This is a genomic window from Trinickia violacea (genome assembly GCF_005280735.1).
In the GTDB taxonomy this organism is placed as follows: domain Bacteria; phylum Pseudomonadota; class Gammaproteobacteria; order Burkholderiales; family Burkholderiaceae; genus Trinickia_A; species Trinickia_A violacea.
The window spans coordinates 106,103-125,796 of sequence record NZ_CP040077.1 but is presented as its reverse complement, the minus strand read 5'-3'; the positions used below and the strand labels follow the sequence as shown (position 1 = coordinate 125,796).

Genomic DNA, 19,694 nt, shown 5'->3' with positions numbered 1-19,694 from the left:
TTCTATGCAGTCGCGCTTACAGGTTGATCAGCGTCTGGTCGACGGTCTGCTGCGTCTTGATCGTCTGCGCGTTCGCCTGGTAGTTGCGCTGCGCCGTGATCAGATCGACGAGCTGCGTCGTCAGGTCCACGTTCGACGATTCGAGCGCGCCGCCCGTCAGCGTGCCGTGGTTCGTGCTGCCCGGCGCCGAGATTTGCGGCACGCCCGACGAGAAGGTCGCGGCGTACTCGTTGCCGCCGAGGTCCTGCAGGCCGTTCGGGTTGTTGAAGTTGGCGAGTACGATCTGGCCGAGCGATTGGGTCTGGCCGTTCGAATAGTTGCCGGTCAGGATGCCGTTCGCGCCGATCGAGAAGTTGGTCAGCTGGCCGGCCGAGAAGCCGTCTTGCGCGAGGTTGTTCACGCCGTCCGCGCTGCCGTACATCGTCGTGCCGGTCAGGTTCAGCGTGAGCGACTGCGGGTTGGAGCTGCCGTCGGTCGTGGGGATCGTGAACGTGAACTGGCCCGTTGCGGCGCTCGTCGCGGGGGCGGTCGCCGCCGTGCCGGTCAGGGTGCCCGAGCTATTGAACGTCACCGTGCCGAGCTGGCTGACGCTCCCCGACGTGCCGCCGTAGACACCCCACACGCCGCCGCCGTTGTTCACGAAATACATGTTGACCTGATTCGAGCCGCCGAGCGTGTCGTAGGTCTGGATCGAGGTCGAGTAGTTGTAGGTCTGCGAGTTGGTCGCGGAGAACGGCGTGACCGTCGGGGTCTTGTCCTGCGCGTCCAGGTTCAGTTGCGCGGTGATGTTGGCCGTGGCGGTCGGCGGAACGTTGGTGGTCGGCACTTTCAGCGGCACGGTCGAAGCGGTGTTGATCACGCCGGTCCCGTTCGCCGCGTAGCCCATCAGATCCAAGCCCTGCGCGTTCGTGATGAAGCCGTTCTTGTCGAGCTGGAACACGCCGTTGCGCGAGTACGTGAGCGAGCCGTTGTTCGACATCTGGAAGAAGCCGGTGCCGTTGATCGCGACGTTGAGCGCCTGGCCCGTCGTGTTGATCGTGCCTTGCGAAAAGTCCTGCTGCACGGCCGCGAGCTGCGTGCCGATGCCGATCTGGTTGTTCACCGAGGTCGCGATCGAGTTCGCGTACACGTCGGCGAATTGCGCCGTGCTTTGCTTGAAGCCGGTGGTGTTGGCGTTAGCGATGTTGTTGCCGATTACGTCGAGATCGTTCGTCGCGGCGGCCAAACCGCTCAAACCGGTGTCGTAGCTCATGAGCGTTTCCCTTGCAAAATCTGTGATGGATTAGAGGATGCCGGCGACGGTGGACAGGCCGACCGTATTGCCATTCGACAAAACCAGGTTCGCGTTGCCGCTCGATTGCGGCAGGACGCCTTCGACCACGGCGCCCGTGACCGTCGACGGCGTCGCCGGCGAGCCGCCGATCGTGGCCGACGCGGCAATGGTGTAGTTGCCGGCCGGCAGCGCGTTGCCCGACGCATCGACAGGCGTCCAGCTCACCGGCACCGTGCCGGCCGATTCCTTGCCGAGATTGATCGTGTTGACCACCTGGCCCGACGAGTTCGTCACCTGGATCTGCACGTTGGTGGCCGCGCCCGAGAGCGTCACGCCGAACGGCGTGATCGTGTCGGTGCCGCTGCTGTTGCTCACCGTCACCGAGTTGCCCGGCGTGAGCACGGTCGCGCCGATCAGGCTCGCGGACTGCGCCTGCTGCTGCGCGGTCAGCTGCGAGGCGAGCGAGGACAGCGTCGTGTTCAGCTGGCTGATGCCCGACACCGTGTTGATCTGGGCGAGCTGCGACGTCATCTGCGAGTTGTCCATCGGGTTGGTCGGGTCCTGGTTCTGCAGCTGCGTCACGAGCAGTTGCAGGAACGAGCTCTGCAGGCTCGCCGCCGAAGTCGAGTTGTTCGACGTGGACGAACTGGCGGTCGAGCTCGACGAGGTGCCCGTCGTGCCGTTCATCGTGTTGAGCAGGTTCTGGGAGACCGTCCCGGTACTGCCGATAGTCGTATTGGTCGTCACGGTGGGTTTCTCCTCAGGTGCCGATCGTGAGTGTTTTGAGCATCAGGTTCTTGGCGGTGTTCAGCGTCTCGACGTTGGCCTGGTACGAGCGCGACGCCGAGATCATGTTCACCATTTCCTGCACCGGGTCGACGTTCGGCATCGTCACGTAGCCGTCCGAATTCGCCGCCGGGTTGCTCGGGTCGTAGGTGGTCTTCATCGGCGTCGGGTCGTCGACCACGCCCGTCACGCGCACGCCGCCCACCTGCTGGCCGGATGCCGTGCGCGCGCCGCCGAGCGGATTTACGGCGAACACGACTTGCTTGGCCTTGTACGGCTGGCCGTCAGGGCCGGTCGTGCTGTCGGCGTTGGCGAGATTCGATGCAGTGACGTTCAGTCGTTCCGACTGCGCGGACATCGCCGAGCCCGCAACGTCGAAAATGTTCATCAAAGATGGCATGGCTTTCTGGACCTCTCTTTAAACCCCGTTGCGTGCGGTGGTGAATAGCGTTTCCGTTACTGCTGCCGGTTGGATATCTCGAGTCTTGCGGTCTTTGCCGCTCGTTTGCCGCTCAATTGGCCGCTTAGCTTCCCGACGTGATCGCCGCGAGCATCGTCTTGATCTGGCCGGAGATCGATGTCATCTGCGATTCGTAATGCAATGAGTTGTCCGCGAACTGCACGCGCTCGGTGTCGAGGTCGACGGTGTTGCCGTCGAGCGCGGGCTGCACCGGATTCCGGTAGGCGAGCTGGCCGTAGCTGTCGGCCGGACCGCCGGTCGGAATCAGCTTCGTGTTGCCTGCCATGTGGCCGGCCTGCGTCGTCGCCATCGACATGCCGCTCGTCACGCCCGCGGGCTGCGCGAGCGCGAGCGGCTGGGCGTTGCTCGTCGCCATGCCGGTGCCGCCTGCCGCGCCGCTCTGCTTGAGCGCGCTCGAAAGCGCCGACGAGAAGTCGACGTCGCGCGCCTTGTAGCCGGGCGTGTCCGCGTTCGCGATGTTCGACGACAGCAATTCCTGCCGGTAGGCGCGCACATCGAGCGACTGGCGGCCAAAGGCGAATTCGGCATCGAGTTTGTCCATCGGGCATTTCTCCGTCGAAAGCAAGCGCAAGCGGTTTGCAGGGACCCGGCCGGTTCGCGCCGTGGCAAAGGCGCACCGGCACGAAGGCCTTTTTACATGGACTGCATCTTAGGAGGACGGCGCAAGAAGCAATCGGACGAATAACCAGGGAAGCGCCCCTCTATTCAACGTTTGCGCGCGAGGGGCGATCTCTAGAATGCGAGGCGTACCGATGTATTCCGATGGAGATTCGCGATGTCCTGGCCCGCTTCCGAAGTCACGCGCTGTGTTCGCGCCAAAGGCGCGGGCACGGGGCGTGGGCGGGCGGCCGCGTGGCCCGCGCTCAGGCGCTGGGCACTCGCGGGTGCGTGCTTCCTGGGATGCGTCGCCGCTGCTCCGCTCGTTCACGCGCAGACGGCCGGCAGCGGCCCGATCGTGATTCCCGGGCCCGGCGAAACGAATCCGGCCGCCGCGCTCGCGATGGCACAGAGCGCCGGGATGCAAACTGCCGCGCCGGCAGCGATGCCGGCCATGCCCGCCGCGGTCCCCGTCACGCGCAGCGCTTCCCATGAAGACGAGTTCGCTCACGCCGCCGCCGCAAGCGGCGCGATCGTCATCCCAGGTCCGGGTGAGCATCCGGCGCAAACCGCCGCCGCGAATGCTTACACGGGCAACAACCCAGGAAACTACGCGGGCAACGCGAACGCCGCCGCCAATCCGCGTCAGGTGATTCCGGTCGTGGTGGCTTCGGCGCCACAGGTCTCGCGTCAAAACGCCCAGGCCGTCGCGATGAACACGCCCGCCGGCGCCTCGATCGATCCGCTTTCCGCACGCGGCGAGCCGCCCGAGCTCGCGTCGGGCGCGAGCCCGCGCTATGTGCGCAACGTGCGCGGCACCAATGCCGTCAACGCTGCGCCGGCTTCGCTGCCGCAAGCGGCGCAAACGGCACAGGTCGCTCAGGTCGCGAGCGCCGCCGTCACGCGCGTCGCCGTGCAACCGGTCCGCGCCGTGCAAGCGGCCTCCGTGCCGGTCACCGCCGCCGGCGCGGCCAACCCCGCCGCCCCAGCCGGCCAGGAAGACGGCGAATCGATCCGCCAAGCGGCGCTCGCGTTCCTGCAGCAGCAGGCACAAGGGCTGCCGGGCAACGTCAGCATCACCGTCAATCAAGTCTTCCCGCGCGGCCTCGCCGCCTGCGCGTCGCTCACGCCGTTCATGCCGACCGGCTCGCGCATGTGGGGCCGCACGACGATCGGCGTGCGCTGCGTCGGCGACCGTCCGTGGACGCTCTACGTGCAAGCGCGCGTGTCGGTGCAGGCCACCTACTACGTCTCCGCCCGCGCCCTCGCGCCCGGCGACGTGCTGTCGGCCGCCGACCTCGTCGCGCGCGACGGCGACCTGACCACGCTGCCGATGGCCGTCATCATCGATCCCTCGCAGGCGGTCGGCTCGGTCGCGCTCATGCGCGTGTCGGAGGGCATGCCGCTGCGGCGGGACATGATCCGGAGCGCCTCGGCGGTGACGGTCGGACAGACGGTGCGGATCGTCGCGAACGGGCAGGGATTTTCGATTTCGTCGGAAGGCAGCGCGATGAACAACGCGTCGCCCGGGCAGACGGTGCGGGTGAAGACGGCGGCGGGCCAGATCATCCAGGGCGTCGTGAAGGACGGCGGCACGGTCGAGATCCAGCTATGAAAACGGTTACGGCGACGGCGGCAAAGCCAGCGGTGTTCGCAAATTAGCGGGGCCGGATCGCTGGAATGCCAGCCAGGCGGGAAAAAAGGGAATGGACGATTGCGCTAAAGTTTGATTGGGGTGTGCCGTTATTACACTCAAATCATTCGGGAAGCCAATCGTGAAAATCGATTCCACCACCAAGTCGAGCGTGTCGTCGCTGAAGGACGGCGCGCAGCGCACGCAGCAGGGCGACAGCGCCGCGGCTGCGGCAGCGAGCGCCTCGACGGCGCCGGCGCAAGGCGCGGGCGGTTCCGCAGGCGATGCAAACGTGAACTTGTCGGGGCTGTCGTCGTCGTTGCGCAGCCTGGCGGCATCCGGCGCGGCCGATATCGACGTCGGCCAAGTCGAGTCGATCAAGCAGGCCATTCAGAACGGCACGCTGACGATCGACACGAGCAAGATTGCGGACGGCGTGCTGGAAACGGCGCGCGGCCTGTTGCAGAAGAATCCGTCGACCGGCGGCTGAGCCATGCACTGATCGCAGCAGCTGTTGGGCGGCATTCCGGCGCCAGGGTTCGCGTGCAGCAAACACGCGAACCCTTTTGTTTTTACAAGGGCCGAAAGACCTGTCTTCGCGCCCGGCGTTTTCTTGAAAGCGAGTCGTTATGAAAGATGCCCTGCTTGCCACTGTGATCGACGAACACGCGACGGTCGAGGCGTTCGCCTCGCTGCTCGCCTACGAAGAGAAGGCGCTCACGGCCGCCTCGCCGCTCGAGGTGCTGCCTTCGATCATCGATAAGAAAACCGAGCTGACCGAGCAGCTCGCGTCGCTCGAAAAATCGCGCGACGCGCAGTTGCGCGACCTCGGCTTGCCGCCGGGCTGGAAGGGCATGGAGCTCGCGGCCGCTCAAGACGCGCGCCTCGCCGAGCATTGGAAACTCTTGCAGGCAGTGGTGCAGCGCGCACGGCGCGCGAACACCAACAACGGCCTCATGATCCGCGTGCGCATGAACTACAACCAGAGCGCGCTCGCGATCCTGCGCGGGGCGGCCAGCAAAGCCTCCGTGTACGGCCCGGACGGGCGGATGGCGGGCGTCTAAGCCCCGCCGCTTTGCGCTGAACCGCGGCGGCGCCCGTTCGCCGCGGTGTTGAAGCTCACCGGCGTGTGAATAAAAACAAAGAGCGCGGCCATTCGCCGCGCTCTTTGTTTGTCATGCGTTGATTTGGGAATTCACCTGCTCCAACACATCGGGCATCGACGTCGCATCGCCCCGCGTGCGGCACGCCGTCTAAATCAGTTTTCGACGCCCGCCCACGCCATCTCGCGCAACCGCGTGCGCAGACGTGCCACGGCTTGGCTGTGCAACTGACACACCCGCGATTCGCTGACTTCCATCACCGCGCCGATTTCGCGCAGGTTCATGCCGCGCTCATAGTAGAGCGACATCAAAAGCTTCTCGCGTTCCGGCAGACGCTCGATCGCCTCGATCAGCGCGCTGCGCAGGCTCTCGTCGAGCAGCGCCGACAGCGGATCGGAATGATCGACGCAGTAGCGGTCGAGGAACGGCTCGTCGTCGGCGGAACGGTCGAAGTCTTCGTAGTAGATGAGCTGGCTGCCGTGCAAGTCCTGCAGCATCGACTGATACGCGTCGAGCGGCATCTTGAGCTGCTCGGCGATTTCCGTCTCGCTCGCCGAGCGGCCCAGTTGCTGCTCGACCTGATGCACCGCGAACTCCACCTCGCGCGACGTCTTGCGCAAGCTGCGCGGCAGCCAGTCGTTGCTGCGCAGTTCGTCGAGCATCGCGCCGCGAATACGCTGGCTCGCGTAGGTCTCGAACTGCGCGCCCTGGTCTTCCTTGTAGCGGCCCGCCGCGTCGAGAAGACCAATCATCCCGGCTTGGATCAAATCGTCCAGGTCCACGCTCGCCGGCATCTTCGCGACGAGCTGCAAGCCGAGCCGACGCACGAGCGGTGCGTACTGCGTCAGCACGTCCTCCTGGGACATCTTGCCTTGAGCGTTGTACATCGTGTCCTCCTGTCCCTTCGTCTCACGCGGGGTGCGCGGACGGCTTGCCGGCATGACGCGTTGGCGGCATGCCGGCAGGCACCGCCGGCGCCACGTCGTTGTGCGCACGCGAGCCCGCCACGGCCCGCATCGGCCAATACAGCATCTCGGCGGCGAGATGCCGGTAATCGCGCGCGGCGGGCGTCGACGGAAACGCGTCGACCACGCAGCGCGATAGTTCGAACGAGCGCTCCATCAGCGGATCGGAGGCCACAAAACCGGCATCCGTGATCTGCACCGTCAGATAACGCCCCGCGACTTGCGCGAGGTTTTCGAACGCGGTGTGCGCGTCCGCCACGCTCGACACGTGGTTCACGAGCACGCGGAACTGCGCAATCGCGTGTTCGTAGTGCAACCGCTTCATGCACGCGTACGCCTCGGTGATCGCCTGCGCGGCCACGCGCGTGACGATCAACACGTCGTGCGCCTGCACCGCCAGCGCGGACAGCGCGCCGCGCCGATCGAGCTGCGCATCGATCAGCACGATGTCGGCCGGGCCCGAGAGCACCACGCCAAGCTGCTCGGCGCTGTACGTGTCGCTGTGATGGCGCGACGCCGCAAGCACCGAGAAGCCGAGCGGATGACGGGCTGCCGCCTCGTCGAGCGGCATCTCGCCTTTCATCACCGCGCTGAAATTGCCCGTGCCGCGCACGCCGCCGAGCATCGCGGACACCGAGTTCGCGCCGAGACATTCGTCGACGACGAGCACGTCCTTGCCCTGCCCCGCCAGCGCCGCCGCGAGATTCACGACGGTCGACGTGCGACCGACATGGCTCGACCCGCCCGTGACCGCCACCACGCGCGAACCGCTCTTGCTCAGTAACCGCCTCAGTCCTTCTGCCTGGTCGACCATGACCTTATCCAAATCGAACCTCGTGGAGCTCAGCCGTCGAGCGCGCGGACAGCGCCGACAGCAACGCGGGAACATCGTCGTCGTCCGGCACGAACGGCGAACCGTCGCGCGGAATGCAGAACGCGCTCTTGATCAGGAATTTCTTCGTTGCGACGTAGAGGTTCTCCGGCACCTTCTGGCCGGTCGACACGTAGTGGACCGGCAGCTTGTAGCGGATCACCGTGTCGAGCACGCTGCCCAGATTGGTCGCCTCGTCGAGCTTGGTGAGGATGCAGCCCGCGAGCTCCGGCTGGCCCGGTGCGCTCTGGTACGCCTGCACGACTTCGTTCAGCGTGTCGCCGTGGCTCGTCGCGTTCAGGAGCAAGAGGCGCTGCACCGGCTGACCCGCGCCGCACAGCATCGCGATGTGGTCGGAGACCGTGCGGTCGCGCTGGCTCATGCCGATCGTGTCGATCAGCACGATGTGCTTGTTGCGCAGCTCGGCGAGCGCGAGCTGGAGGTCGGAGGCGTCCTTCACCGCGTGCACGGAGACGCCGAGAATCTTGCCGAAGATGCGCAGCTGCTCGTGGCCGCCGATCCGGTAGCTGTCGGTGGTCAGGAGCGCGACCTTGCTCGCGCCGAAGCGCATCACGCAGCGCGCGGCGAGCTTCGCGGTCGTCGTCGTCTTGCCGACGCCAGTCGGTCCCATCAGGGCGAACACGCCGCCGCGCTCCATCAGCGCGTCTTCGTTCTCCATCACGGGCAGGTTGTTCCCGAGCACCGTGTGGACCCAATCCATGCCCGCTTCCATGCTGTCGACCGCCGGCATCTTGTCGATCATCATCTGCACGAGCTGCGCGGAGAAGCCGGCGGCGAACAGATGCTTGGTGAGCGCGCCGTGCGTCGGGCTGCGGCGCTGGCGGTCGCCCCACAGCAAGCCCGCGAACTGCTCTTCCATCATGCCGCGCATCGCCGACAGCTCGGTCATCACCGTCTCGGCGACCATCTGCTCCATGCGCGAGCGGACCGCTTCGGCCATCGCGTTCGTGGCGCTGTCGATGTCGCCTGCCGGCGTCACGACGGCGGTCGGCGGCAGGCCGAGGCGCGCAGCGGCGCGGCGTGCGGCCGATTGCGTCGCTTCGCGCGCCCAATCGGGCTGCGCGGCGGCGGCGAGTTCGTCGGTGGTCAGGACCTTGCCCGGCGCGCCGAGACCCTTCGCGGCGGCCGCGGCGGGCGTCATCGTGTGCTGCTTCGAAACGTGCGCGCCCTGGTTCTGCGCCGCGATGCGGCGGGCGTGATCGATAAGCCAGGGGTTCGTTTCGGCCATCGTGCGCGGCGCTTGCTCGGCGCGCGGGCCGACGGGCGGCAGGACGCGGGTCGGCGCGAAGGAAGCCTGGCCGCCGGCGGCGTCCAGGCGCGGTGTGATATCGCCGGTGTGCGCGTCGGCGCCTTGCTCGCCGCGCGATGCGGCGTCCGAATCCGCTGCAGCGTCGCGGCGCATGGCGTTCTGCGCGCGGTCGGCGCGCGCGTCGAGCGAGACCGGCTCTTGCCAATCGTGATCGGAGGCATCGAGGGCGCGGACCAAGGCGGCTGCGGTGGCGACACCGGGCGAGTCGATGCCCGACGATACGGCTGCCGGCTTCGCGAAGTCCGAAGCGGCCGACTTACCGGCGACGCCCGACTCTTCCACGCGCACTTCCGGGCTCGCGCCGAACACGGCGGAGAACACATCGGGCATCCCGCTCGCATAGGGATTGGCTTGCGAGAGCTGGGAGCGCGGGGCGGGCAGCGCGGCGGCGGCGCCGTTGCCGGCCTTGGGCGCGATCGATGCCAATTCGCTGTCGGCTAGCGCGACGATCTCCACGCTGCCGTCGTCCATCGTGCGGTTGGACAGCACCACCGCATCGGCGCCCAGGGCTTCGCGTACTAGGCGCAGTGCGTCGCGGCTCGTCGCACCGATGAATTTACGAATGTTCAAGCTAGCCCCCGATGAGGTTGACGACTTTTTTGTGCGCTTATCCGGCACTGTTGCCTTGCTGCGCTGCGGCGGCTGGTCCGGTCCTTCGAAGCCGCTGCGGTCTGCCACTCGGCCCTCGATGCGGGCGCCGTGACTTGCCGATTTCCACTGAGAGCAATTATTCCCGGAGAGGTCTATCGACGATCGGCGGATAAAGGCGGGGAAAGGGGTGTAATTCGGGGTATGGGGCCTAGGCGGCCCGCTGGGGTTTTTTGCTGTTCGGCGTTTCGGCGTTTCGGGGCTTTTGCCTGCGGCGCGTTTTTGTCGTTCGACTTGGTTTGTCGTGCAACTTTGATTTCGCGCCGTTCCGTATGGTCCGTCCCTCCCCGGGACCGGGGTTACTTTTGTCCTTGCCAAAAGTAACCAAAAGCGCGTCCTCGCCGGACGGCCTACCCGGAGGCACTCAACCCTGTTAGTACCGATATCCCGAGCGCTACCGTGGGAAACCGTTATCGCTCGCCGTACGTCCCGTTTACACGCGGCACAGTATTTCGTCCGTTCGCGTCAAATCGGCGATGGAGGTCAGGAAAGATCTGAAAGTTGTCTTGCGGTGGGCCCATGCACTTGGGCTTGGGCTTGGGCTTGGGCTTGGGCTTGGGCTTGGGCTTGGGCTTGGGCTTGCTTCCAATCGTAGGCAACGGGGGGTGCGCGCAAACCGGTAGCTTCGATTTGGTTCGGCTCTGCACAATTCTGTGCCGCGGACTGACGGGACGCACGGCGAGCAATAACGGTTTCCCACGCTTGCCCTTGGAACGCCCGTACTAACAGGGTTGAGTGCCTCCGGGCCAGGCCGTCCGCCCAGGACGCGCTTTTGGTTACTTTTGGCAAGGACAAAATCTATGGTCAGCCTGACTTTTGCAAGCGAGGTGGTGTTGACGTAAATTGGACGTGCGCAAATCTATCCGGGGTCGCTGTGGAAACAGGTTTCCGCCCCATGATGAGAGCCGCACCGGGCAAACCTCAAAAGTGACTCAGCATGGGAACGCTGTTTTGTCTTTCAGGTTGCTTGCCCGGCCGTTGAGCCGTTTATGTCTTCACGTATCTCGCGTCGCAAAACCAGGAAGTGACTAGGGTAAAAGCTAACGCAAGCGGCGCAGAGTGTCAGGCTGCGGCTACAGCCTGAGCACCTTGGTAGTGCGTGCCTCTGGCGAGGATGGCCCAGGCGATCCTCGCCAACTTGTTCGCCAGCGCGCACGCCACCACGTTCGCATGCCGTCGGCTCAGCAGGCCGCGCACCCAGGCGCCCAAGCGATCGGTGCGCCGCTCGATGTGCTGCATGATGGCCTTCGCGCATTGCACCAACAGCCGCCTTAAATTCTTGTCGCCGCGCTCGCTGATCCCCAGCAGCGTCGGCTTGCCGCCCGTGCTGTATTGGCGCGGCACCAGCCCGACGGACGCCGCGAACTGCCGGGCCGACGCGAACTGCCGCGCGTCGCCCAATTCGCTCGCCAGCACGCTGGCCGTGATCGGCCCGATGCCCGGAATCTCCAGCAAACGCTGGCTGCGCTCATCCTCCCGCAGTTGCCGCATCAGATCGCCCTCGATCTCGCCAATTTGTGCATCGAGGTACTTGAAATGCGCCTGCAGACGCTCGAGCAGCGCGATCAGCCGCGGCGGCAGATCATGCGCGCCCAGCACGGCCGGCAGCCGGCGAATGACGGCCATCCCTGTGGGCAAACTCACGCCGAATTCCAGCAAAAAGGCATGAATCTGATTGACCGTGCCGGTGCGATCGCGCACCAGCCCCTCGCGCACGCGGTGCAAGGCCGAGAGGGTTTGCTGCGCCTCGTTGCGCGCACTGACGAAGCGCATGCTCGGGCGCGAGGCCGCCTCGCAGATCGCCTGCGCATCGGCGAAATCGTTCTTGTTGCTCTGCAGGAATGGTTTGACGAACTGCGGGGAGATCAGCTTGGCCTGATGGCCCAGTGCCTCGACCTGCCGCGCCACCCAGTGCGCACCCGCACACGCTTCCATGACCACCGTACAGCTCGGAACATTGCCAAGCAGGGTGAACATCTGGCTGCGCGTGAGCTTCTTGCGCCACACCATGCGGCCCGAGGCCGACTGCGCGTGCAGGTGGAAGCAATGCTTGCCAAGATCGATTCCGATCAACGAGATGGGGTCCATGACGATCTCCCGAAAAGGAAGCAGCCCGATCAGCGTAAGCCGATCGGGCTGCTTCGGTCAGGCTGACCATCTCATTAGTGACCCCGGTCCCGGGGAGGGACGGACTATACGGAACGACGCGAAATCAAAGTTGCACGACAGACAAACCCAAGCGAACGAACAAAACCGCGCCGCAGGCAAAAAAAACCCTTAACCCCCAATCAAATTAGCAACCTTAATCGTCCGAGTATCCGGCACTTCGGCATAAGAAAGCACCTTAAGCTGCGGCAAGCTACGCCGCAGGAACCGAGCGAGCATAGCCCGCAGCGCATGCTGCACAAGGAGCACCGGCGGCAAGCCGGCATTCTGTTGCCGCATGATGGCCTTCTGCGTCTCGGTGAGCAGCGTATGCGCAAGACCAGGCTCGAGCCCAGGATTCGCGCTCGTAGAAAGCGCCTGCGACAACACCCGCTCGAGCCCCGAATCAAGCCCCATCACCTGCATATCGCCATTACCCGGATACCACTGCTGCGTAATCGCGCGCCCCAGCGCCAACCGCACAGCCGCAGTGAGATCGTGCGCATCGGTAAGCTTCACCGCGTGCTCCGACAGCGACTCGAGAATCGTACGCATATCGCGAATCGGCACGCCTTCTTCGAGCAGGTTCTGCAACACCTTCTGCAACGTCGTGAGCGACAGCGTCTTCGGCACGAGGTCCTCGACGAGCGACGGCGCGTCCTTGCCCGTGCGCGTAATCAGCGCCTGCACTTCCTGGCGGCCGAGCAACTCGGCCGCATGCTGCACGACGAGATGGTTCAAGTGCGTCGCCACCACCGTGCTCGAATCGACGACCGTATAGCCGTAAACCTGCGCCTGCTCGCGCAGGTTCGTATCGATCCACACCGCCGGCAGGCCGAACGCCGGATCTTGCGTCGGCGTACCCGGAATCGCCGCCGTGACCTGCCCCGGATTGATCGCGAGCCACTGTCCCGGAAACGCCTCGCCGACGCCCACTTCGACGCCCTTCAACGCAATCCGGTAAGCGTTCGGCCGCAGTTCGAGGTTGTCGCGTATATGAATGACCGGCGGCAGAAAGCCGATTTCCTGCGCAAACTTCTTGCGGATGCTCTTGATCCGCTTGAGCAGTTCGCCGTCGGCGTTCTTGTCGACGAGCGGGATCAGCCGGTAGCCGACTTCGAGGCCGAGCGCATCGATCAGCGTCACGTCGTCCCAGCTCGCCTCGTTGCTTTCGACCGGCGCGGCCGCCGCCGGCGCGACGTCGACGAGCGCCGAGCTCGCCTGCTTCGCCTCTTCGCGCTTCTTCATCATGCGCGAAAGCTGGATCGCGCCGCCGCCGAGCAGCAGGAACGCGAAGTGCGGCATGTTTGGAATCAACCCCATCAGCACGAGGATCGAGCCCGTGATCATCAAGACGCGCGGGTTCGTGAAGAGCTGACCGGTGAGCTGGGTGCCGATGTCTTCGTCGGTGGCGACGCGCGACACGATCACGCCCGCCGCCGTCGAGATCACGAGCGACGGGATCTGCGCGACGAGGCCGTCGCCGATCGTCAGCAGCGTGTAGTTCTTGCCGGCCGCGGCGAAGCTCATGTCGTGCTGCACGACGCCGACGATCAGCCCGCCGATGATGTTGATCACCATGATGATCAAGCCCGCGATCGCGTCGCCGCGCACGAACTTCGACGCACCGTCCATCGAGCCGTAGAACTCGGCTTCCTGCGAGACCTGCAGGCGGCGCTTGCGCGCCTGGTCTTCGTTGATGAGGCCGGCGTTGAGGTCGGCGTCGATCGCCATCTGCTTGCCGGGCATCGCGTCGAGCGTGAAGCGCGCGGACACTTCCGCGATCCGCCCCGCGCCCTTCGTGATCACCATGAAGTTGATGATCATCAGAATCACGAACACGACGATACCGACCGCGAAGTTGCCGCCCACGAGGAAGTGGCCGAACGATTCGATCACCTGTCCGGCCGCGTCGGGGCCGGTGTGGCCTTCGAGCAGCACGATCCGCGTCGACGCGACGTTCAGCGACAGCCGCAACAGCGTCGAGAACAGCAGCACGCTCGGGAACGCCGCGAAATCGAGCGGCTTCATCGTGTACATGCTGACGAGCAGCACCATCACGGAAAGCGCGATGTTGAACGTGAACAGCAGATCCAGCAGAAACGGCGGCAGCGGCAGGATCATCATGCCGAGGATCATGCAGATCAGGATCGGCCCCGCCAGCGCGCGCAGGTTGTTGCCTGCGAGCATCTGCGGCCGCTTGCCGAACAAGGCGCCTACGCGTGCGTTCATGCCGACGTTCCTTTATCCGCGCCTTTCGCGGTTTTCTTCGTGCTACCCGTGTTCAATGCTTCCTCGGCTTCTTCATCGGCGTCTTCGTCCGACACCGGGCCCTGGTCCAGATCGGCGGGCACTTCGAGTTCGGTCGGCGTCGCCGGAATGTCGCCGCCTTCCGCTCTGAAGCGGCGCAGCTGATAGACCCATGCGAGCACCTGCGCGACCGCGTTGTAGAGCGTGGCAGGTATCTCGCGATTCAACTCGACGTTGTGATAAAGCGCGCGAGCGAGCGGCGGCGCTTCGAGCAGCGGCACGTTGTGTTCGGCCGCGATCTCGCGGATGCGCGCCGCGACGAGGTTCACGCCCTTCGCGACGACCTTCGGCGCGCGCATCTCGCCGTCGCTGTACTGCAGCGCGACCGCGAAGTGCGTCGGGTTGGTGACGACCACGTCCGCCTTCGGCACCGCCGACATCATCCGGCGCCGCGCCATCGCGCGCTGCTGCTGGCGGATGCGGTTCTTCACGTGCGGATCGCCTTCGTTCTCGCGGTTCTCGCGCTTCACTTCTTCCTTCGTCATGCGCAGCTTCTTGTGGAACTGCCAGAGCTGATACGGCACGTCGAGCGCGGCGACCACGAACATCCCCGCCACGGTCATCCCGCAGCACACGGCGATCAGATGGAAGGCGTTGCCGATCGCCTCGTGCAGCGGCAGCGTCGCGAGCGCGACGATGTCGTCCTTGTGATTCCAGATGGCCACCCCGCCGATGCCGCCGACGACAATCGTCTTCACGAGTGACAACCCGAGCTGGATCGGCCCGTTGATCGAAAACATCCGCCCGAGGCCGGTGATCGGATTCAAGCGGTCGAACTTCGGCTGCAACGACTTCGACGAGATCAGCCAGCCGCCAAGCGCCAATGGTGAGAGAAGGGCGGCGAGGCCCGTCAGCGCGAGGATCGGCAGGAGCGCGTAGAAGCCTTCCATGCCGGCGCTGCCCGCGCCGATCAGCATCTTGTGGGTATCGAGCACGCCCGCGTGATCGAACGTGAACGCGCCGCGCATCATCGCCACCAGGTGGCCGCCGATCGTGCCGGACAGACCCCAGACGCCGAAGAAGCCCGCCGACAGCAGCGCAAACGACGTGAGCTCCCGCGACCGCGCGACCTGGCCTTCCTCCCGCGCCTTTTCCAGGCGCCTGGGGGTGGCTGATTCGGTCTTTTCGAGGTCGCTATCCTCTGCCATGAGGCTCTCGGGCTCTCCAAACGGGCACGGCGACATGCCGCTTTCCCACTGGCAGCGATTATTCCGTCAGACGTCAAGCCACGATCGACGGATAAGGACGGGGAAAGGGGTGTATTTCGAGTGATGGGCGGGTGGGGGGCGGCCCTGTGCGCGGGGACGTCTGGCGGACGGCGTTTGCCACGCGGGCAAACGCCGGAAGGTATGGCTAGCTCGCTTGGCGATTACCGGTTGTCGGGCGGTAGTCCTTCATCAGCCAGCGGGAAAGGAAGAAGGTGCGGCGCAGGTCCTGGATTTTTTCGTAGTCGGAATTTTTTAATGGCTGTGAAAAATTCTTTTGCAGCATATGCAACTGATATAGCCGGAACGCGCTTGGCCCAAAAAATTTGAGCTGAATATATGCCGCAATCAAAATCATACTGACGGCTGCAAGCCATGCCATTGTGTTGTAGTCAATTCCAAAGACTCTCGCCACCAGCATGACATTGGCTGCTAGCGCACCACCGATCATTCCAAGGCTTGCAACACTGCGAGTTTTTGAATTGTTATTTTCCAAATTGATAAATTTCGCCGGGATTCTTATTTTTGGATTGACTTCCATTTTCTCGCAGTCAATATATTTATCTTGCCCCCCCGGGCGCACCTCGTTGAGCGGATGATTGGTAAATTTTTTTTCTTGCACCCATCCCATTAAAAGAAAAATAGACGACACACCAATGCCTGCGAGTGCTCCTGAATAAGCTAAATACACTTCCCCTCGCACCAGTCCTGGCAATGCACAAGCACTGCTCGTGAACAACGTAAGCAGAGTTAACAAATATGCCATAGGATATATCGCTGAACCTGCATTTAGATTCGACTTGTATTTAATGAAAACTCCAACCAAAAGACCAGAAACACTAAAGGTCAGCGTTGCAAAGATAAGAATCGATGAATCCATCGTTTGGCGAAGCGGCAGAACGAGCAACATTACCGCATCCATCCCGGAAAGAAATCCCATTACGAAGGGAAGCTTGGGCAGAATTTCTCCGGCTTCTTTTGCAGATATAAGCATATTCTCTTCCCCTTTACTCGAAAGATTCCCTGACTTTTTCTCCGGCCCAATCGCCACCCGCTAAAGCGTTCCAAATTATTTGGAAAAGAACCGCGCCACCCAAACCGATCAAAATAAGCGGCGCTGCGCCTATAGTTAATCCAACGGTCGAGAAAGCCACCCCAGCGACCGTACTGGCTGCTGCACCGCCAACGAGCCCTGCTAAATTCCCACTTTGACTCCGCGCAGAAGCGATAGAGAAATGCCGAGCATTGAATTGCAGCTTTCCTTGCGCGTCTCGGTTGATACTGTCGATCAAATCCAATGCAGCACTCGGCCCGAAGGTCAGCACGCCCGTACTCAATCCACCGCGGAAATATACGCGCCCCAGCGGCGAGATCTTCGGCGCCAGATCCTTCAACTTCAGCTCTTTGAGCGCTTCGGTCACGGTCTGCGAGCGGGCGCTATATCTGAAGTGCTCGCCAAGCGTCGGCTGCACCGTTTGCAGCGGCAGGTTCGTGATCCGGATGCGCGGTCTCGGCCGTCCCTTGCCGCTCGTGTTGCCGTTATACAGCGTGACGTAGGGATTGATTGGCACGCTCTTGCCCGCGCCAGACATGACTTTCTGCGCACCCGCTTGGATGCTCTTTTCGAGGCTGCTTGCGTGTGCGGCGTGCGCTGCGGACATCATCGTATTGACGTTGCCCAACACACCGCCCGGGCCGATCGCCGCACTCTGGGCTTCCTCATACAACCTGTTCGACGTCCCCGGCGCACCGCTCGGGCCGCCGTAAAGATAGTCGTGCAGCCACGACGCGCCCGGGTCGAGCTTAGTGACCGCAAACTCGGGAGAAGCCAGCACGCCGCCAACCAACTGCTGCGCGAGCACCGGGTCGATATCGAAGTCGCCGCTCAGCCGTTCATTCCCGATGGTCCAGCCATCGCCGCGGCAAACCTCGTTGCCGTAATACGGCGTCAAATTGTGCGGCAACGTGCTGCGATATTGCTGAAGCGAGCGGCAAACGTTGCTAGCTTGCCCACGTGCGATATTGGCGATCGAACTCGGCACGGTCTCCTCCTATTCGAATGGAAACCGTCGACCCTATCGGCAGCGAAAATCGCGATCTATCGGATAACTCCGAAAAAGCAGATCGAAATGACTAAAAAAGAAAACAGGCTGGACAAACCGACCAACGATTGAAGCGCCGCAAAAAGTCAGCCGTCGCGTACCGGCGACATCATTGACAAGCAATATCCGGCCTCAAATCGGCGCCGTGTGCGCTATCCGCCTGCGGAAACCGCGCATGACCCAGGCTGCGGGCAGGCGCCTCACCACGCCCGGCACGCACCAGTAGAGCTTCGGCGCGTAGCGGACGAACCACGCCCACCGGCGCGCGTCGCGCGGCGTCCACGGGAGATCGAAGGCGCGGCGGATCTCGTCGGGCAGCAGTCCGCGCGTGGCGAAGCGCTGCAGCGGCATCAGCGCGCGAATCCACCACGGCGCGCCTTTGGCGCCCAAGAGCGCGTGCACGTAACGCCGCACGTCTTCGTTCACGGTGAAACCGGCGAGAGACTGCGCCCAGTACGCTTCGAAGGCGGCCATATCGCCCGGCCACATTTCGGGCGGCATTTGCAGCGTCGTGCCGTAGACCGCGGCGTCGCGGCACAGCGCGTCCCTATCGGCCGGCGTGAGCGGCCCCACGAACATCTCGCGCAACGTGAGCCCGCCTTTGAACAGCGTCGCCGCGACCCAGCGCTGCAAGTCCGGATCGAACGCGCTGTACGAGTCCGACCGCACCGGCCGGTGGGCTTGGTTGACGTAGCGGGAGACGTACTGCCGCTCTTCGGCCGTGCCGAGCGTCACGGCGTAGATGAAAGTCATCGTCGTGCGCAGCCGGTCGACGGGACGCCGCAGCGTATCGCTATGGTCGACGACGCCCTGTCCGACGCCGGGATGCGCCAACTGCAGAACGACGGCCGCGCCTGCGCCGAGGTAGATATAGGCTTCCTTCGTCGCGTGGGCGAGGCGGATGGAGCCGGCGCCAGGCATGCTAAGACTTTCGGTGGACATCGGGGGAAGGGCTCGGGGCGAGCGCCAGATGAAGGGGCATCCGGCGCTCGCCTGCTCGAGGCTTAAGACTTAAAGCGCGACGTAAGGCGACTGGCTACCCGAGGCGTAGCCGTAAAAGACGCTGCGCCCGTAGAAGAACGGCAGGCCGATATCTAGCTTGCCGGACAACGGGCCGCCGAGGTTGTTGTACGCGAAATTATTCGAGGAGAACAAAGAGTTTGCGTTTGCGACGCTCAACGAAAGCGAGCTGACGCTGCCCGTGCCGCTGATGCTCTGCACGGTGATCGGAACGGACACTGTGCTCGGCGGGCAGTAGAAACCTTTCGCACTGCCTGTGCATAGCGAGGTCGAACTGTTCAACGGCGATGGCGCCAGACTGCTGTCGATGAAGTACGCATTCGAGCCCGAATCGAAAAACGCCTGCGATACCGTGGATCCGTTCAACGTCCCGTTCACGTCGCCGAACGCGCTGGTCGTGAACTTGTTCGACGCGGTGTTCGCGTTATTGGACTGGGTACCGATGCCGAACACCAGCGTGCCGCTCGCCGACGAATTGCCTCCCGACGACACCGCCGGCAGCGTGAGTATCACGCCGTTGTTATCGGTCGCGAACTGCGTCACCGGATTGGTGACCTGCTGCGCGGCCGGAACCGCCGTGGGCGTGCAGGTCGAACCGCTACACGTGTAATAGGCGGGCGAGACTGCGGCATTCACACAGGCCGGGCAGTCGATCGACGCGACGCCGATGCCGAGAATCCCGTTCGCCCCAAGATCCTGCGCGGTGTTTTCCCCAGTCCCGCCGCAGCCGAGGGGCGAAAGCGACGAACTCTGATCGCCGATGATCTGGATCGGCAGGTTGCTCGCCGTCTCGCCCGCAATCTGGACGTTGGCCGTGCGGACCGAACCCAACGTGTGGGTGTTGTCAGCGAAGACCGTGCACTCGACGAGGCCCGAGCCGTTGATCGTCGTCTGCGGCAGGCTGCCCAGCACCTGGGAGACCGCGCCGCTGACGACCCGCAACCCGAACGACTCCGTATCGACCTGGACGTTGTTGATGGTCTGGCAGTTCGTCGTGCTGCCCGGAGCGCAGACAGTCACGCTGACCGTCGGGATGTTCGGAAAGCCGCTGACGCCGTTATTCACCGTCACGGCCGCCGAATTCGAGCCCGACGACGACGAACCGCTGCTGCTACTACTGCCGCCGCCCCCACCGCCGCCTCCGCAACCCGCGAAGAGTGAAATCGCTGCGGCGAAACCGAGCACGCCGAGCCCCTGGATGAGTCTTGTCGTGAATCGCAAGGTT

At 64.0% G+C, this 19,694-nt stretch carries 17 protein-coding genes; 3 read left to right on the top strand and 14 right to left on the bottom strand.

The window, feature by feature from the left end; all coding sequences use genetic code 11:
• Positions 1 to 16 precede the first annotated feature (16 nt).
• The 4 genes from flgE to flgB all read right to left on the bottom strand — a co-directional run bounded on the left by flgE (position 17) and on the right by flgB (position 3,081).
• On the bottom strand, positions 17 to 1,252 hold the full coding sequence (gene flgE, locus FAZ95_RS00505) for a flagellar hook protein FlgE (RefSeq protein WP_137330636.1): 1,236 nt from the start codon (positions 1,250 to 1,252) through the stop codon (positions 17 to 19).
• Between the two features lie 30 nt (positions 1,253 to 1,282).
• On the bottom strand, positions 1,283 to 2,020 hold the full coding sequence (locus FAZ95_RS00500; protein WP_137330635.1) for a flagellar hook assembly protein FlgD: 738 nt from the start codon (positions 2,018 to 2,020) through the stop codon (positions 1,283 to 1,285).
• Positions 2,021 to 2,033: 13 nt separating this feature from the next.
• On the bottom strand, positions 2,034 to 2,459 hold the full coding sequence (gene flgC / locus FAZ95_RS00495) for a flagellar basal body rod protein FlgC (protein WP_137330634.1): 426 nt from the start codon (positions 2,457 to 2,459) through the stop codon (positions 2,034 to 2,036).
• A gap of 124 nt (positions 2,460 to 2,583) precedes the next feature.
• The gene (gene flgB / locus FAZ95_RS00490; protein ID WP_137330633.1) at positions 2,584 to 3,081 is read right to left on the bottom strand and encodes a flagellar basal body rod protein FlgB; all 498 of its coding nucleotides are present in this window, start codon (positions 3,079 to 3,081) and stop codon (positions 2,584 to 2,586) included.
• Positions 3,082 to 3,315: 234 nt separating this feature from the next.
• On the opposite strand from flgB, the gene flgA reads away from it, so the two are divergent.
• The 3 genes from flgA to FAZ95_RS00475 all read left to right on the top strand — a co-directional run bounded on the left by flgA (position 3,316) and on the right by FAZ95_RS00475 (position 5,834).
• Positions 3,316 to 4,752, top strand: a complete 1,437-nt coding sequence (flgA, locus tag FAZ95_RS00485) for a flagellar basal body P-ring formation chaperone FlgA (protein WP_137330632.1) — start codon at positions 3,316 to 3,318, stop codon at positions 4,750 to 4,752.
• Positions 4,753 to 4,912: 160 nt separating this feature from the next.
• Positions 4,913 to 5,260 carry a flagellar biosynthesis anti-sigma factor FlgM gene (gene flgM, locus FAZ95_RS00480; RefSeq protein ID WP_137330631.1) on the top strand — a complete coding sequence of 116 codons (348 nt, stop codon included), beginning with the start codon at positions 4,913 to 4,915 and terminating at the stop codon, positions 5,258 to 5,260.
• Positions 5,261 to 5,399: 139 nt separating this feature from the next.
• Positions 5,400 to 5,834 (top strand): flagella synthesis protein FlgN, encoded by a 435-nt coding sequence (locus tag FAZ95_RS00475; protein ID WP_137330630.1) that lies wholly within the window; start codon positions 5,400 to 5,402, stop codon positions 5,832 to 5,834.
• 194 nt (positions 5,835 to 6,028) lie between these two features.
• Here the strand turns inward: FAZ95_RS00475 and FAZ95_RS00470 are convergent, their stop codons facing one another.
• From FAZ95_RS00470 to FAZ95_RS00420, 10 genes are all read right to left on the bottom strand, one after another.
• Positions 6,029 to 6,760 carry an RNA polymerase sigma factor FliA gene (locus FAZ95_RS00470; RefSeq protein WP_137330629.1) on the bottom strand — a complete coding sequence of 244 codons (732 nt, stop codon included), beginning with the start codon at positions 6,758 to 6,760 and terminating at the stop codon, positions 6,029 to 6,031.
• 22 nt (positions 6,761 to 6,782) lie between these two features.
• A complete protein-coding gene (locus FAZ95_RS00465; RefSeq protein WP_137330628.1) occupies positions 6,783 to 7,664 on the bottom strand; it encodes a MinD/ParA family ATP-binding protein in 882 nt (293 codons plus the stop codon).
• Positions 7,657 to 9,609 carry a flagellar biosynthesis GTPase FlhF gene (flhF, locus tag FAZ95_RS00460; protein ID WP_137330627.1) on the bottom strand — a complete coding sequence of 651 codons (1,953 nt, stop codon included), beginning with the start codon at positions 9,607 to 9,609 and terminating at the stop codon, positions 7,657 to 7,659. Before flhF ends, FAZ95_RS00465 begins: the two co-directional genes overlap by 8 nt.
• 1,140 nt (positions 9,610 to 10,749) lie before the next feature.
• On the bottom strand, positions 10,750 to 11,775 hold the full coding sequence (locus tag FAZ95_RS00450) for an IS110 family RNA-guided transposase (RefSeq protein ID WP_137330625.1): 1,026 nt from the start codon (positions 11,773 to 11,775) through the stop codon (positions 10,750 to 10,752).
• 189 nt (positions 11,776 to 11,964) lie between these two features.
• Positions 11,965 to 14,064 (bottom strand): flagellar biosynthesis protein FlhA, encoded by a 2,100-nt coding sequence (gene flhA / locus FAZ95_RS00445; protein WP_137330624.1) that lies wholly within the window; start codon positions 14,062 to 14,064, stop codon positions 11,965 to 11,967.
• Complete coding sequence (flhB, locus tag FAZ95_RS00440) at positions 14,061 to 15,290, bottom strand: flagellar biosynthesis protein FlhB (RefSeq protein WP_137330623.1); 1,230 nt, start codon at positions 15,288 to 15,290, stop codon at positions 14,061 to 14,063. Before flhB ends, flhA begins: the two co-directional genes overlap by 4 nt.
• A 205-nt stretch (positions 15,291 to 15,495) precedes the next feature.
• Complete coding sequence (locus tag FAZ95_RS00435; protein WP_137330622.1) at positions 15,496 to 16,341, bottom strand: hypothetical protein; 846 nt, start codon at positions 16,339 to 16,341, stop codon at positions 15,496 to 15,498.
• A gap of 13 nt (positions 16,342 to 16,354) precedes the next feature.
• Complete coding sequence (locus tag FAZ95_RS00430; protein WP_137330621.1) at positions 16,355 to 17,389, bottom strand: hypothetical protein; 1,035 nt, start codon at positions 17,387 to 17,389, stop codon at positions 16,355 to 16,357.
• 192 nt (positions 17,390 to 17,581) lie between these two features.
• Entirely contained in the window at positions 17,582 to 18,370 is a 789-nt protein-coding gene (locus FAZ95_RS00425) for an oxygenase MpaB family protein (protein WP_217497416.1), read from the bottom strand.
• Positions 18,371 to 18,460: 90 nt separating this feature from the next.
• Positions 18,461 to 19,690 carry a DUF3443 family protein gene (locus FAZ95_RS00420; RefSeq protein ID WP_137330619.1) on the bottom strand — a complete coding sequence of 410 codons (1,230 nt, stop codon included), beginning with the start codon at positions 19,688 to 19,690 and terminating at the stop codon, positions 18,461 to 18,463.
• Between the last annotated feature and the right edge of the window lie 4 nt (positions 19,691 to 19,694).

Bases quoted from the DNA above. Each gene is read 5' to 3' on its own strand.
- FAZ95_RS00475 (WP_137330630.1), top strand. From the start codon at position 5,400: ATGAAAGATGCCCTGCTTGCCACTGTGATCGACGAACACGCGACGGTC.
- flhA (WP_137330624.1), bottom strand. From the start codon at position 14,064: ATGAACGCACGCGTAGGCGCCTTGTTCGGCAAGCGGCCGCAGATGCTC.
- FAZ95_RS00435 (WP_137330622.1), bottom strand. From the start codon at position 16,341: ATGCTTATATCTGCAAAAGAAGCCGGAGAAATTCTGCCCAAGCTTCCC.
- FAZ95_RS00470 (WP_137330629.1), bottom strand. From the start codon at position 6,760: ATGTACAACGCTCAAGGCAAGATGTCCCAGGAGGACGTGCTGACGCAG.
- flhB (WP_137330623.1), bottom strand. From the start codon at position 15,290: ATGGCAGAGGATAGCGACCTCGAAAAGACCGAATCAGCCACCCCCAGG.
- flgB (WP_137330633.1), bottom strand. From the start codon at position 3,081: ATGGACAAACTCGATGCCGAATTCGCCTTTGGCCGCCAGTCGCTCGAT.
- FAZ95_RS00450 (WP_137330625.1), bottom strand. From the start codon at position 11,775: ATGGACCCCATCTCGTTGATCGGAATCGATCTTGGCAAGCATTGCTTC.
- flgE (WP_137330636.1), bottom strand. From the start codon at position 1,252: ATGAGCTACGACACCGGTTTGAGCGGTTTGGCCGCCGCGACGAACGAT.
- flgC (WP_137330634.1), bottom strand. From the start codon at position 2,459: ATGCCATCTTTGATGAACATTTTCGACGTTGCGGGCTCGGCGATGTCC.
- FAZ95_RS00425 (WP_217497416.1), bottom strand. From the start codon at position 18,370: ATGCCTGGCGCCGGCTCCATCCGCCTCGCCCACGCGACGAAGGAAGCC.
- flgA (WP_137330632.1), top strand. From the start codon at position 3,316: ATGTCCTGGCCCGCTTCCGAAGTCACGCGCTGTGTTCGCGCCAAAGGC.